Here is a 15,048-nt window from a genome sequence, read left to right as displayed (position 1 = left end):
CAAAGACACCCCGTCCGGCCTGCCCCGCGCACGCCGCGCCACCAAACCCCTACCCTCGACCAGTTAACACAACCCGCTGTCCGACATGTCCCTTCACACCCTGTCCGACATGTCCCTTCACATCACAGGTCACTTCAGATGCGCTGCACTCCCCACCTCACGCGGCGATCCGGCGAGTCCGGCGATCACACCGTCAGGTAGTGGCCGGGTGTCAGTGGGACATCGGTACCGACGAGGAGAGTTACCTGATCCCCCGAGGGCTCGACCGCGAGCACGCGGACGGCGGCCTCCTGGTACGTGCGCAGGATCGTGTCGCGGGTGACGACACCCGCAAGAACGCGCCCCACCAGCAGGAGGTCGTTGCGGTCGATGACGTCGTTCACGTCGTCGATCACGAACACCAGCCGGTCGTCGCCGGTCGCCGGTAAGCCCTTGACCGGATACCCCGGCTTGGACGGCGGCGGGTGCTCCAGGCCCGTCATCGCGTAGTTGCCGCAGCGGGCGCACGTGAACCCGTCGCCGAGCATCATCTCGTCCTCGGCGCCGTACATGTCCTGGAGGCATTCGTGTGCATGCTCCTCCGTGCAGCACGGTTCGGTGCCGCCATGGCGATAGCAGCTGACCCTCTCGTGTTCCGGGCAGTAGTAGGCAAGCGGGCAGCAGTACTTCACGCGCAAGACGATAGAGCGGACAAACGACTCACTGCTCTTGCCCCCTCGTAGCGGTGGAGGGCGAGGGTGGCCAGGCGGGGGTCGGGGGCTAGCGGAGCCGTCACGGGGTGGGGTGCGGCATGGCGCTGGACGAGGGTGTGAAAGAAGCCGGGGGCGAGAAGGTACGTCGCTACCGCCAGGCGGCCTGGGGTGCGGGACAGGACCTTGGGGAGGCGGTCGCCGGCGCCCGAGACGTAGCCGACCCGGACCGGGCGGTCGACTCGCTCCGACAGGAGCTTGGCGGTGGTCTCGCAGTCGGCCAATGCGCGCGGGTCGGAGGAGCCGGCGGCGGCCAGTACGACGGTGTCCACGCGGGACAGGTCGCCCAGGCGGTCAGCGAGAATATCGACCAGCACAGGATCCGGCCCAAGGGCACCGGCCGCGTGAACCTGCCCCGGGTAGAGCCGAGCTTCGGCGGCAACGTCGACGTACACGTGATAGCCGGAGCTCAACAGCAGCGGTACGACGACAGCGTCCGAGGCGTCCGTGGTGACGCGACGAACGAGAGACGGGAGCGCCGGCGTCAGCAGATCGACGAACCCCAACGAAATAGGCAGATCCGGCCGCTGACGAGCCATCTCCCGGACCAGGTCGTGCACAACCCGGATCCCGCGCGGATCCGCCGTACCGTGGGCTACTGCCACCAGATCGGTCATGTCGGAACCCCCGCGGGCTCAACGGCCAACCGATAGCCGCGACGGACAACCGTGCGCACCAACTCGGGACGCCCGACGGCCGTCCGCAAGCGGTTGACTGTCACCTCGACGGCATGAACGTCCTCCGCACCAGGCAGGACAGCCAGCAACTCAGGACGCGACACCACGTCTCCCCCGGCCGCGACCAGTGCCGCCAGGACAGCGCGCGGCCCGGGACCCAGCGGCAGTACGACGCCGTCCAGCACCGCCGCGCCGCCACGGATCACCAGCTGGCCGAAGGCTGTCTCGATCGACCGGGCGTTGTCGTCGGTGAGCCGATCGGTCACGATCCGGATCAGCGCACCCAACCGATACCGGTCCGGCACCAACGGGTCCAGCCCCAACGCCCCGAACGGTCCCGCGGTCACCGGACCGACGCAGGCGTTCAGCACTCGCCCGGTCCGCAGCGCCGACGTGAGGTCGTCGTACTGCCCGTTCAACGCCGCTGCGTCGAGCATCGCCTGCGCACCCGGCGCCGAGGTGTGTACGACGGCGTCGACAGTCCCCGCGCACACCTGCGAGATCATCCGCTCCACGACCGCCGGATCGGGCGACGGCCCCCACCGGTACACCTCCAGCCCACGCACCGACCCGCCGGCCGACCGCAATGCGTCCTGCAACGCGGGATCCGACAAACCGTGCAGCTGTACGACGATCTTCCGCCCGACGACGCCCTGCGCGCGCAGCCATTCGACTACTTCGGCCGTCGTCTCCGACCGCGCCGACCAGTGCTCGACAAGCCCGGCCGCCCGGATCGCGCCGCGCGCCTTCGGACCGCGGGCGAGGATCCGCGACTGCTCCAACGTGCCCAGCAGGTCCGCGGCGAGACCGGCGGTGTCGGCCGCCTCGATCCAGCCGCGGAACCCGACCGCGGTGGTCACCACGACGTCGTCCGGCGGGTTCGCGATCACCCGCCGGGTCGCCTCGATCAGCGCGTGGTCGTCCGCGACCGGCACGATCTGCAAGGTCGGCGCGTGCAGCACCTTCGCGCCGCGCCGCTCGAACGACGCGATCAGGTCCTCCGCGCGCCGATGCGCGGTGATCGCGATCGTGCAGCCGCTCAGCGGCCCCGGCCTGGTCGTCACTGGGTACCCACCACGACCTGTCCGTCGACGACGGTGACCGGGTACACCGGCAGCGACACCTCCGGATCGTCCAGGCACGCCCCGGTGCGCAGATCGAAGACCTGCTTGAACATCGGCGACGCCACCGTCGGTACGTCGCCGCGGCTGCCGACGATGCCCCGCGACATCACGTTCGCCCCGCTGAAGGGATCCTGGTTGCCGATGGCAAACACCTCGTCGTCGTGGGTGCGGAACAGCGCGATCTGCACATCCCCGAGCAGGGCTGCGACCCCACGCTCCGGCAGCAGTGCCTCAAACGCGCAGACCACCGTGTGCCCGACAGTCGTCATGGTCATCGACGTACCTCCAATCGGGGGCCGGCCAGCAGGACCGGCTCCAGCTGCCCGCGTTCGGCCGAGGTGGCCGGGCGCGGCTGGTTGCGCTCGACCACGTACCGCAGGTCGGCGTCGGGCTGGTCCGGCGCGTTCACGAACGACACGAACCGGGCCAGCTTCTCGGGGTCGTTCAGAGTCGCCTGCCACTCGTCGACGTACGCGTCCACGTGCTTCGCCATCGCGGCATCCAGGTCGGCCGCGATCCCGAGGCTGTCGTTGAGTACGACGTCCCGCACCTGATCCAGACCGATCTCGCGCATCCACACCGACGTACGCTGCAGACGATCACCGGTGCGGACGTAGTACATGAGGAACCGGTCGATCGCCTGGAACAGCTCCTCGTCGGTCAGGTCCGAAGCGAGCAGCTCGGCGTGCCGCGGCGTCATCCCGCCGTTGCCGCCGACGTACAGGTTCCAGCCCTTCTCGGTCGCGATCACGCCGACGTCCTTGCCGCGCGCCTCCGCGCACTCCCGCGCACAACCGGAGACACCGAGCTTGAGCTTGTGCGGCGATCGCAGCCCGCGGTACCGCAGCTCCAGCGCGATCGCCATCCCGACCGAGTCCTGTACGCCGTACCGGCACCAGGTCGACCCGACGCACGACTTCACGGTCCGCAACGCCTTGCCGTACGCATGTCCTGACTCGAAGCCCGCGTCCACCAACCGCTTCCAGATCGCCGGCAGCTGCTCGATCCGGGCCCCGAACAGGTCGACACGCTGGCCGCCGGTGATCTTCGTGTAGAGCCCGAAGTCGCGCGCCACCTCGCCGATCGTGATCAGTCCCTCCGGCGTGATCTCACCGCCGGGGATCCGCGGTACGACGGAGTACGTGCCGTCCTTCTGCATGTTGGCCATGACGTGGTCGTTGGTGTCCTGCAGCGTCGCGCGCTCGCCCTCGAGCACGTGACCGGCCGGGTCCAGACTCGCCAGAATGGACGCGACCACGGGCTTGCAGATGTCGCACCCGCGACCGCTGCCGTGCCGCTCGACGATCTCGCTGAACGTCCGCAGCTCGGTGATCCGGACGACGTCGAACAGCTCGGCCCTCGACAGCGCGAAGTGTTCGCACAGCGCCTTACTGACCTCGACGCCGGCCTTGGTGAGCTCGCTGTTGAGCAGATTCTTCACGATCGGCAGACACGAGCCACACGACGTACCGGCCTTGGTCTTCCCGCACACGGACTTGATGTCGCCGCAGCCCTCGTCGCGGACCGCGCAGCGGATCGTCCCCGCGGACACGTTGTTGCACGAGCACACCGGCGCGTCGTCGGGCAGCTCGAGCTGCACCGGACCGGAGCCCTCGGGCAGCAGGAAAGCGGCCGGATCCGCGCCGAGTTCCCGGCCGACCATCGGCCGCAGTCCGGAGTACGCGGACGCGTCGCCGACCAGGATGCCGCCGAGCAGGGTACGGGCGTCGTCCGACAGCACGAGCTTCTTGTAGACACCGGCCACCGGGTCGGCGTACACGATGTCCAGCGCGCCCTCGGTGGCGCCGAAAGCGTCACCGAAGCTCGCGACATCGACACCGAGCAGCTTCAGCTTCGTCGAGGTGTCCGCACCCGGGAACGTCGCTTCGCCGCCGAGCAACCGGTCGGCGACGATCTCGGCCATCGTGTAGCCGGGGGCGATCAGGCCCCACACGCGCCCTTCGATACAAGCCACTTCGCCGATCGCCCAGACACCAGGAACGGACGTTCGGCAGGCTTCGTCGACCACGACACCGCCGCGCTCGCCGATCTGCAGACCGGCTTCGCGGCCGAGCTCGTCGCGCGGCCGGACGCCGGCCGCGAAGACCACCACATCGGCCGGCAGATCGGGGCCGTCGGCAACGCCCATCGCGCGGGCCGCGCCCTGCGAGGTGAGCTTCACGCGCTGACACGCCGTCCCGGTCAGGACGTCGACGTCGAGGCCCTCGATCAGCCGGGCCAGCGCGGAACCGCCGCCCTCGTCGACCTGCAGCGGCATCAGCCGCGGCGCGAACTCGACGACCTTGGTGCCGGCGCCGAGCGCCCGCAGCGCGCCGGCCGCTTCCAGGCCGAGCAGGCCACCGCCGACGACGACGCCGTTGACGTCCTTGCCTTCGCTCTTCAGCCGCTCGACGTACACGCGCAGCGCGGCGACGTCGTCGATGGTCCGGTAGACGAAGCAGCCTTGTGCGTCGTTGTTCTTCACCGGCGGGACGAACGCCGCGGAGCCGGTCGCCAGGACGAGTTCGTCGTACCCGACCTGCTCGCCCCGCGCTGTGGTCACGGTCTTCGCCGTGGTGTCGATCGATGTGATCTGCACGCCCTTGCGGAGGTTGACCGCCGGGTCGTCCCAGAGGTCCGGGTCGCCGAGCGACAGGTCGTGCGGGTCGCGGCCGGAGAAGTAGCTGGTCAGCGCGACCCGGTCGTACGGCAGCCGCGGCTCCTCGCCGAACACCGTGATCCGGTAGCTGACCTCCGTGTCGCGTTGCCGCAGCGCCTCGACCAGGCGGTGCGCGACCATACCCCCACCGACCACCACCACGTGCTTGGCCTTGTTCAGCTCTGCCATCGTCGCCCTCCTGCTCGGGACTGGTTCGGTCTCGCCGCGCCGGAAGCGGTCGAGCAGTTCGCCGACGGCGCCGGTGCAGCTTCCGCACCCGGTCGTCGCCCGCGTCGTGGCGGCGATGCCGGCGACACTGTCGGCACCCCCACGCCAGGCCGCTTCGATCGCGACCCTGGTGACGCCGTTGCACCTGCACACGGTCGCCACTTTCTTCTTCTGTACGACGTTTTCCGCGAACAAACCGTCCGCGACGACCGGCGTACCCCGGTCGGCCAGCAGCACCAGCTCCGCGGCTACTTCCGGAGCGCCTACTGCCACCGCCGACCGGACCACGCCGTCCCGCAGAACGGCGCGCACGTACCGCGTCTCGTCCTCGAGCCGGACCACCTCCCCTTCTTCGTCCTTGTCGCCAAGAACAAGCAGGTCGAGGCCGCCGGCCGTCACCCGCACGACCTCGTAGTCGGGTAGCTGCGCGGTCTCGTTCGTCAAGTGCTTCGCCAGCGCCTCGGCCTGCGTCCACGCGGACTCGACGGTGCCGGTGACGCGGCCGTCGATCTCGGCGCAGTCGCCGATCGCGTGTACGCGTGGGTCATCCGGGCTCGTCAGCGTGTTGTCCACGACGATTCCGCCGCGCACGGTCAGGTCGGTTGCCAGGTCGGTCCGGGCCCGCACACCGCAGGCGACGACGAGCAGATCGCCGAACACCTGGCGGCCGTTCCGCAGCCGGAGGGCGCGGAAACTGCCGTTCTTTGTTTCCGTTCCGTGGATTTCCGTATTGAGCAGGACCTCGACGCCGAGCCGCCGGACAGCGCGCGTCACGCGACGCCCGGCCGATGCCCGAATCGTCTTGTCCAGCAGGGTTTCGCCGTCGTGCACCAACGTGACCGCGACTCCACGCTCACGCAGCGCACAAGCCGTCTCGACCCCGAGCACCCCGCCGCCGAGGACGACGGCCCGCCGGGCCGCGCCGGTCGCCGCAACCACCGCCCGTGCGTCGTCCGCGGACCGCAGCAGCTGCCCGCCCTCGATGCCCTGCGGAACCACCGGAACCGCGCCGGTCGCGAACACCAACCGGTCGTACGTGTATTCGCGGCCACCCTCGTCGGTGACAACCCGCCGTACCCGATCTACCGCCACTGCGGTCTTGCGCGGCTCGTTGCCGACGGCAACCTCCGCGCGACCTGCGACGTACTCGGTCAGGCGGCCCCGGTTGTACGACGGCTCGTCGCCCAGGACCGTGACGTCGTCCGACGGCAACAGGCCGGCCAGCCTCCGACCGGCCATCCCACCGCCGATGATCACTACTCTCATGCCGGAACTCCCGTCGCTGGCAAGGCAGCGGCGGTGACTTCGACGGCACACGCCTTGAACTCGGGCATCCTCGACACGGGGTCGAGCGCGTCGTTGGTCAGCTCGTTGACCGCCTCGGCGCCACCGAAGTGGAACGGCACGAAAACGGTGTCCGGCCGGACGTCGGCCGTCACCCGCGCCGGCAGCACCATCGACCCGCGCGCGGTCCGCAACCGCAGCGGACGCCCGTCGCCGATCCCCAACTGCGCGGCGACCCGCGGATGAATCTCGGCGTACACCTCCGGTTCGGCCTCGGCCAGCTCCGGAACCCGCCGCGTCTGCGCGCCGCTCTGGTAGTGCTGCAGCAACCGCCCCGTCACCAGATAGAGCGGTGCCTCCGTGCTGAGATCGTCCGCGACCGGCCGGTGGTCGACCGGCACGACGTGCGCCCGCCCGTCCGGCGTCGGAAATCCGTCGGCAAACAGCCGCGGCGTCCCGGGATGCCGGTCGTGCGGCACCGGCCAGAACAACGCCTCGTCCGCGTCCAAGCGCTCCCAGGTGATCCCCGAGTAGTCGGCCTTCCCACCGGCACTCGCCCGCCGCAGCTCCTCGAACACCTCGGCCGGATCAGTGGAAAACCCTGGTACGTCGAGCCTTTCGGCGATCCCCGCGAACACCGCGAGGTCGCTCCGCACCTCACCCGGAGCGGCCACCGCGGTGCGCCGCCGCAGTACCCGGCCTTCGAGGGACGTCATCGTCCCGTCCTCCTCGGCCCACTGCGTGACCGGAAAGACCACATCCGCGAGCAGCGCCGTTTCCGACGGTACGACGTCCGCGACCACGAGCAGATCGAGAGACGCCAGGCGCTCGCGGACCGAGGCAAGATTCGGCGCCGACACGAGCAGATTGCTCCCGTGCACGAACAACGCCTTCGGTCCATCGGCCGTCCCGAGCGAGTCGATCAACTCGACCGCACTCTTCCCGGACCGCGGCAACTCCTCCGGATCCACACCCCAGACCTGCGCAACATACGAACGCGCTGCAGGGTCCTCGATGCTCCGATAACCAGGTAGCTGATCCGCCTTCTGCCCGTGCTCGCGGCCGCCCTGCCCGTTCCCCTGCCCGGTGATGCAGCCGTACCCGCTGCCCAACCGGCCCGGGAGGCCAAGCGCCAACGCGAGGTTGATGCAGGCAGTCACCGTGTCGGTGCCCTTGCTGTGCTGCTCGGCCCCGCGGCCCGTCAGGATGAACGCCCCGGCGCCACCATGCACCGGAGCAGCCGCCGCCAGCACCCTTGCGGCACGCCGGATCGTCGCAGCCGGTACACCAGTTACCCGCTCGGCCCGCTCCGGCCACCAGGACGCCGTCGTACGGACGAGCGCATCGGGATCATCGGTCCGCTCCTGCAGGTACGCCGTATCCGCCAGCCCTTCCTGCAGCACCACGTGGGTCAGCGACAGCACCAATGCGAGATCGGTGCCCGGCGTCGCCTGCAGGTGAATTCCAGCGTTTTCCTCAGTCAGCCCGGCGGTTGCGGAGCGACGCGGGTCGACGACCAGAAGTCCACCCGTGTCGCGCGCGCCCTGCAGATGCGCCACTGCCGGCGGCATCGTTTCCGCGATGTTGCTGCCGACCAGCAGTACTGCTCCGGCACCGCCCAGATCGGCCAGCGGAAACGGCAGTCCGCGGTCGATTCCGAACGCCCGGTTCGTCGCAGCGGCCGCCGACGACATACAGAACCGGCCGTTGTAGTCCACGTTCGCCGTCTTCAGCGCCACGCGGGCGAACTTGCCCAGCGCGTACGCCTTCTCGTTCGTCAGCCCGCCGCCACCGAACACGGCGATCGCGTCCCGCCCGTGAGCGGTCTGCAACGCCTTGATCCGGTCGGCGACGAAGTCCAGCGCACTGTCCCAACTCGTCTCCACCAACTCGCCCGCGGCGTTGCGGACCAGCGGCACGGTCAACCGGTCCGGCACCGTGAGTACCTCGGGAGCCGTCCAGCCCTTGCGACACAACCCACCCCGATTGGTAGGAAAGTCTCGGGGCCGCACCTCCACCGCACCCGGTCGAGCGACCGGGTGCAGCGTGGTGGCGCACTGCAGAGCGCAGTACGGACAATGAGTCGCGACTGCCGTCACACGCGCTCCCGGGTGAGCGGGCCACCCTTACGCAGGTAGCAGAAGTACGTCACCGCGAGGCAGACCACGTAGAACCCGCAGAACACGTACAGCGCCGGGATCAGCGAGCCGAAGTGGCTCGTCGACATCGCGAATCCGCGGGGAACCAGGAAACCGCCGTACGCACCGACCGCGGAGGCGATCCCGATACAGGCCGCCGCCTCACGCCGGGCCCGGCCCGGGTCGCCCGGCGTCGTGAGCCGGAAAACGGCCGGAATCATCCGGTACGTCGATCCGTTCGCGATTCCGCTGGCCACGAACAGCACCAGGAAACTCGTCAGGAACGCCGGGAAACTTCCCGACTTGAGCGAGACGACCGCGGAAAGGATTCCGAGGCCCATCACCACGAACGAGCAGACCGTCACCCAGGCGCCGCCGACCTTGTCGGACAGCTTGCCGCCGAACGGCCGCGCGACCGACCCGACCAGGGCGCCGAGGAACGCGAAGTGGGCCGGGGTGATGTCCGGGAAGGTGGTCTTGATCAGCAGCGGGAACGCCGCCCCGAAGCCGATGAACGACCCGAACGTGCCGATGTAGAGGAACGAGATCACCCAGGTGTGCGGGCGCTTCGCCGCGGCGATCGACGTACGGAACGACGAGTTCGCCACCGAGAGGTTGGCCATCGCCTTCCAGGCCCAGAACGCGGCCAGCGCGATCAGCGGCAGCCACATCAGGCCGGCCCGGTTCAGCGTCAGACCGGCGCCCGCGACGATCACGATCGGCACCAGCAGCTGCACCACCGCGACCCCGAGGTTTCCGCCGGCCGCGTTCACACCGAGCGCGAAACCCTTCTCCTTCTCCGGGTAGAAGAACGAGATGTTCGTCATGCTGCTGGCGAAGTTTCCGCCGCCGACACCCGCGGTCGCCGCGACCAGCGCCATCACCCAGAACGAGGTGTCCGGCTGGGTCATGAAGTACGAGAGCCCGGCGGTCGGGATCAGCAGCAGCAGCGCGGACACGATCGTCCAGTTCCGCCCGCCGAACCGCGGTACGGCGAACGTGTACGGCAACCGCAGCGTCGCACCGACCAGGCTCGGCAGCGCGACCAGCCAGAACAACTGGTCGGTGCTGTAGGTGAAGCCCGCCTTCGGCATCGACACCACGACGATGCTCCACAGCTGCCACACCGAGAAGCCGAGGAACTCGGCGAAGATCGAGGGCCACAGGTTCCGCCGGGCCAGCGCCCGGCCCTTCCCGGCCCAGAACGTGGCGTCCTCGGGATCCCAGACGTCGATCCAGCGCCCGCGCCGCGGGGCCTCGACCGTGCCGACCGCGCCACTTCCTTCGCGGGTGGCGACAGTCGCTTGTCCTGCCTCGAGCGTCATCGCAAGTCTCCGATCATCCGACCTCACTGATTAGGCCTGGACGTTATGACCGGGGTGTTTCCGAGTAGTCATCTTGTTGTTACGTCGCCGAAACGGCTCCCGCACACCTGCCGAAGGGTGGTGAGAGGTCCCGGGTACTGTGCCGGGGTGAACCGGTGGAGGTGGAGGGCGGGGATCGCCGCCGTACTGATTCTTTGGCTCGTGCTGGGGGCGGTGGGCGGACCGGCCGTCGGGAAGCTGAGCGAGGTTCAGCAGAACGACAACGCCAACTTCCTTCCGAAACAGGCCGAGTCGACGTTGGTGGCCAACGAGTCCGCCAAGTTCATCGACTCCGAGGCGCTGCCGTACTTCGTGCTGCTCGAGCGCGATTCCGGCATCACCGCGGACGACCTGGACAAGGTCGACGCGTTCCGGACGCGGATCCCCACGCTGGAACTCGGTGACGGCAAGAAGGTCGGCGACTACCTGGCCGCGCCGGTCGCGGAGCCGATCCCGTCAGCGGACCGCAAGGCGCTGCTGCTCACGGTGCAGACCGACGGTGACCGCGCCGACGAGGTGGTCGGAGAGGGCGAGACCGTGCTGTACGCGGTCGCGAAATCGCTCCGGGCCGAGATCAAACAAGACCTCACACCGACTGGTCTGCAGGTCTTCGTGACCGGTCCGGGTGGGGTGTTCGCGGACTTCGTGGTCGCGTTCAGCGGGATCGACGGGATCCTGCTCGGCGTCGCGCTCGCGGTCGTGTTCGTGATCCTGCTGATCGTGTACCGCAGCCCGATCCTCCCGGTCGCCGTACTCCTCACCGCGGTCTTCGGTCTCGCGCTCGCCGCGCTCGTGGTCTATCCGCTGGCGAAGAACGGCGTACTGCAACTGAACGGTCAGAGCCAGGGCATCCTCTTCATCCTGGTCGTCGGCGCGGCGACCGACTACTCGCTGCTGCTCGTGTCCCGTTATAAGGAGGAGCTGCACGACTACGACAGCAAGTACCAGGCGATGCGGGTCGCGTGGCGGGCCTCGATCGAGCCGATCGCGGCCAGCGCGGCGACCGTCATCCTCGGTCTGCTCTGCCTGCTGCTCTCGCAGCTCGGCAGTACAAAAGGCCTCGGGCCGGTCGGCGCGCTCGGCATCGCCGGTGCGCTGATCGCGTCGATGACGTTCCTGCCCGCGATCCTGCTCGCGTTCGGCCGGCGGATCTTCTGGCCGTCGATCCCGCGCGTCGACCACGTGCACTCCAGCGACCAGGTCGGCGGACGCCGGCTCTGGGGACGCGTGTCCGGGCTGGTCGGCCGCCGTTCCCGGCGGGTCTGGGCGATCACGGCGCTGGCGTTGCTGGCCTGCGCCGCGTTCCTGCCGACGTTCAAGGCCAGCGGCACGTCGCAGGAGGACCTGTTCCTGAACAAGGTCGAGTCGGTGACGGGCCAGGAGCGGCTGGCCAAGCACTTCGACGCCGGAGCGGGTACGCCGGTGCAGATCCTGACCCCGGTGGCTCAGGCGGATCAGGTGGTCCAGACCGCCACGCAGGTCGACGGTGTCGGCGGCGCCTCCGCCTCGGCCGCTCCCGGCGTACCGCCGAAGGTTGTCGACGGCAAGGTACTGGTCCAGGCCACCTTGAAGGTGCAGGCCGACTCACCGGATGCGACCAAGGTGGTCAAGCACCTGCGGACCGAACTGGACAAGGTCAGCCCCGACATCCTGGTGGGCGGCAACACCGCGATCAACCTCGACGTACTGGATGCCGCGCAACGCGATCTGCGGGTGATCATCCCGACCATCCTCGCGGTGATCTTCGTCGTCCTGATGCTGCTGCTGCGTTCGCTGGTCGCCGCGATCCTGCTGGTGATCGCGAACGTCCTGTCGTTCGGCGCGACCGTCGGCGTCAGCGCACTGATGTTCAACCACGTCTTCAAGTTCCCTGGCGCCGACCCCGGCATCCCGCTCTACGCGTTCGTCTTCCTGGTTGCCCTGGGCATCGACTACTCGATCTTCCTGATGACCCGCGTCCGCGAGGAATCCCAGGAACACGGCACCCGGCCCGGCATCCTGGTCGGCCTGGCTGTCACCGGCGGCGTCATCACCTCCGCCGGCGTGGTCCTCGCCGCCACCTTCTCCGCCCTCGCTGTCCTCCCCATCCTCTTCCTGGCCCAAATAGCCTTCATGGTCGCCTTCGGCGTCCTCCTGGACACCACCGTCGTCCGCTCCCTCCTGGTCCCCTCACTTGCCCACGACCTAGGCAAGAAGGTCTGGTGGCCCAGCAAACTAGCCAAAGAAGAATAAGAACGCCGAACACACGCCCACACCGCGCCTGGACCGCCGTGCGCCTACACGTTTTCGGCACGTCGGTCGTGTGACGTTTCCCCTTGTGGATAAGGGAAATCGAGCACTCGTCAACTTGCAGTACGCACTCTTCCTCACATAGAATCGAACACATGTTCGAGGAAGATCTGGAGTCGCTCCCGACCCGCGACCTGCTGGAAGGCGCCGCGGAATGCCGTGCCATCGCCAGCAGGGCCGACGCGCGGCTACTGGAATGCGCCCAGATCTACGCCGACCGCTTCCACCCCTCCGTGTGCGGAACCCGCCCGACCCGCCGCGCCTCCGACGGCCGCGAACGCGCCGTGATCCTGGGCGGCGAGGGCTGCCCGGAGATCGCCGAGTTCGCGATCGCCGAATTCGCCGTCGTGCTCGGCGTCTCACCCGGCGTCGGCCGCGACCTGCTCGCCGACGCCCTCGCCCTCCGCCACCGCTTCCCCCGCACCTGGACCCGCATCCAGGCCGGCCAAGCCACCCCCTGGAAGGCCCGCCAAATCGTGCGGGCGTGCACCAAGCTCGACCATGCGGCCGCGGAGTACGTCGACCGGAAGGTCGCCGCGATCATCGACACCATCTCCCCGCACCGGCTGGAAAAGATCGCCAGCGCCGCCCGCAAACACGCCGACCCCGCCCGCGCCACCCAAGAGGCCGCCGAAGCCGCCGACGAACGCGGTGTGTATGTCGGCCGCGGCGACGGGCACGGCAACAAGACGATCTACATCAAAGCCCCCGCCGCAGCCGTCAACCGCTGCAACACCACCATCACCGACATCGCCGAAGCCCTCAAAACCCTCGGCGACACCCGCCCAGTCCAGCACCGCCGCGCCGAAGCCATCGACATCCTCGCCGACCCCCGCTTCACCCAAGAACTCCTCACCCAAGCCCGCACCCAACCCCACCCAAACCCGCCGGGCGACGTAGCGAGCAGCCCCACCGAACCCCAGCCAGACACCAACCGCGAACCCCGCACCCCCACAACCCCCGACAACCCAGCGAAGTCGAACGACCTGGCGGGCCAGGACGACCTAGCGGCGCGGAACGACGCGGTGCTGCAAGACGACGCGGCCGCGCCGGGTGGTGTGGTGGTGCAAGGCGACGTGACAGCGCCGGACAACCCAGCGATGCCAGGCGAGTTGGTGGAGCCGGTGGGTCCACCGGACGATCCGTGGCTGGAAGCCGCCGCGCCGTACGACCCCGACCCGCCGACCGACCCGTTCGACCGGCGAACACCGGCCCAGGCCCAGGCCGAGAACACGGACGCGCAACCGTGCAGCGAACCCGGCGAGGGTTCGGCGATGGATGCTGCTGCGTTGCGGGCACTGCGCGCCCGGCTCGCGCAGATCAAGAACGACGCCTACGCCAACCCGAGCTACCTCACCCACCCCGCCGGCCCAGACAGCCCAGCCCCCGCGATCGGGCAAGACACCACAGCCCGTGTCGGCGGCCAGGGCATCCCACTGCCTGCGATCAGTCCCGGAGAGCTGGGCGGTTCAGGAACTCCCGGCGGTCCAATGGGTGTGGGCGGCTCGATGCCGGCTCGGCAGGCAGACCGGGTCAACGGAACCAAGGGACAGGTGCGTCCGGGTCAGGCGCGGGCAGGACAGGCGGGCCCGGGAGGAGTGCGTCCGGGTCACGTGCGTCCGGGGCAGACCGAGGTGGTTGTGCACCTCACTGACCACACGCTCGCCACCGGCACCGGTGTGCTGCGTGCCGAGACCATCGGACCGCTGCTCGCGGTTCAGCTCGCCGAGCTCATCGGCTACGGTCCCTGCACCGTCAAGCCGGTCATCGACCTCAACGACGCCGTCAGCGTCGACGCCTACGAGATTCCCACCCGGATCCGCGAGCGCGTCAAACTCACCCACCCCGCCGAACTGTTCCCGTACGGGACCCGCGAAACCACCAACACCATCGACCTCGACCACATCCAGCCGTACGACCCGCACGGGCCTACCGGGCAGACGAGTACGACGAATCTCGCGCCTCTCGGTCGCTTCGGGCACCGGGTGAAAACCCACGCGCGTGGTTGGAGTGTGCGCCGGATCGACGACAGGACACTCGAGTGGAGGACACCCCACGGGTTCACCTTCCACGTCGACCCCAACGGCACCCACCGAGTCGACCCGTGAGTCCCGTTGAGCCCCCGCCGTGCCCAAGCTGAGTTGCGATCCGGCTCGGCAGCCGAAGCGAATGTCAAACCAACTCCCACCTCGCGAAGATGTGCAGCGCCGCTTCGATCTGGGCCTTCGTACGATCGTCGGACACTCCAACGAACCTGACAAAGACCACGGACGACCCTGGGTCGGCTGCGACGAGCAACGTCACCGATACCTGTCCCAGCAGCGGGTAGTCATACCAGGCGGACTGCTCGACATCTGTCGTCGGCAGAGCAGTGTCGATGGCCTGCCAGTCCGAGTCGTCGAACGCATATCCCACAAACTCCGCCACTGACTCGCACAGCGGCCGCAAGTTGGTGTCGATGATCCAATGGTCTCCGAGGACGCTCTCAGGATCCGGAGTAGTCATCTGTCAGCTCCTCATGTTTGTACCGTGGGGG

Annotated in this window: 10 protein-coding genes; 2 read left to right on the top strand and 8 right to left on the bottom strand. The window is 68.8% G+C overall.

Annotated elements, in window-relative coordinates; genetic code table 11:
* Positions 1 to 185 precede the first annotated feature (185 nt).
* The 7 genes from ACLJOO_RS25795 to ACLJOO_RS25765 are packed head-to-tail and all read right to left on the bottom strand — an operon-like array spanning position 186 to position 10,184.
* Entirely contained in the window at positions 186 to 671 is a 486-nt protein-coding gene (locus ACLJOO_RS25795) for a hypothetical protein (RefSeq protein WP_410789938.1), read from the bottom strand.
* Positions 668 to 1,366, bottom strand: a complete 699-nt coding sequence (locus ACLJOO_RS25790) for a sirohydrochlorin chelatase (RefSeq protein ID WP_410789937.1) — start codon at positions 1,364 to 1,366, stop codon at positions 668 to 670. Before ACLJOO_RS25790 ends, ACLJOO_RS25795 begins: the two co-directional genes overlap by 4 nt.
* A complete protein-coding gene (locus tag ACLJOO_RS25785) occupies positions 1,363 to 2,490 on the bottom strand; it encodes a uroporphyrinogen-III synthase (protein ID WP_410789936.1) in 1,128 nt (375 codons plus the stop codon). Before ACLJOO_RS25785 ends, ACLJOO_RS25790 begins: the two co-directional genes overlap by 4 nt.
* The gene (nirD, locus tag ACLJOO_RS25780; RefSeq protein WP_410789935.1) at positions 2,487 to 2,825 is read right to left on the bottom strand and encodes a nitrite reductase small subunit NirD; all 339 of its coding nucleotides are present in this window, start codon (positions 2,823 to 2,825) and stop codon (positions 2,487 to 2,489) included. Before nirD ends, ACLJOO_RS25785 begins: the two co-directional genes overlap by 4 nt.
* Positions 2,822 to 6,703 (bottom strand): nitrite reductase large subunit NirB, encoded by a 3,882-nt coding sequence (gene nirB, locus ACLJOO_RS25775; RefSeq protein WP_410789934.1) that lies wholly within the window; start codon positions 6,701 to 6,703, stop codon positions 2,822 to 2,824. The genes nirD and nirB overlap by 4 nt, the downstream gene beginning before the upstream one ends.
* Positions 6,700 to 8,820: a molybdopterin oxidoreductase family protein gene (locus ACLJOO_RS25770; RefSeq protein WP_410789933.1), complete on the bottom strand. Its 2,121-nt coding sequence runs from the start codon at positions 8,818 to 8,820 to the stop codon at positions 6,700 to 6,702. The genes nirB and ACLJOO_RS25770 overlap by 4 nt, the downstream gene beginning before the upstream one ends.
* Positions 8,817 to 10,184, bottom strand: a complete 1,368-nt coding sequence (locus tag ACLJOO_RS25765; protein ID WP_410789932.1) for an MFS transporter — start codon at positions 10,182 to 10,184, stop codon at positions 8,817 to 8,819. Before ACLJOO_RS25765 ends, ACLJOO_RS25770 begins: the two co-directional genes overlap by 4 nt.
* A 147-nt stretch (positions 10,185 to 10,331) precedes the next feature.
* Between ACLJOO_RS25765 and ACLJOO_RS25760 the strand changes: the two genes are divergently transcribed.
* The gene (locus ACLJOO_RS25760) at positions 10,332 to 12,455 is read left to right on the top strand and encodes an MMPL family transporter (RefSeq protein ID WP_410789931.1); all 2,124 of its coding nucleotides are present in this window, start codon (positions 10,332 to 10,334) and stop codon (positions 12,453 to 12,455) included.
* A gap of 152 nt (positions 12,456 to 12,607) precedes the next feature.
* Positions 12,608 to 14,620 (top strand): DUF222 domain-containing protein, encoded by a 2,013-nt coding sequence (locus ACLJOO_RS25755; RefSeq protein WP_410789930.1) that lies wholly within the window; start codon positions 12,608 to 12,610, stop codon positions 14,618 to 14,620.
* A 64-nt stretch (positions 14,621 to 14,684) separates the two neighbouring features.
* Here the strand turns inward: ACLJOO_RS25755 and ACLJOO_RS25750 are convergent, their stop codons facing one another.
* Entirely contained in the window at positions 14,685 to 15,017 is a 333-nt protein-coding gene (locus tag ACLJOO_RS25750) for a hypothetical protein (protein WP_410789929.1), read from the bottom strand.
* Between the last annotated feature and the right edge of the window lie 31 nt (positions 15,018 to 15,048).

This window comes from Kribbella sp. C-35 (assembly GCF_046549195.1).
Taxonomy (GTDB): Bacteria; Actinomycetota; Actinomycetes; order Propionibacteriales; family Kribbellaceae; genus Kribbella.
This window is presented reverse-complemented; position numbering and strand designations above follow the sequence as displayed.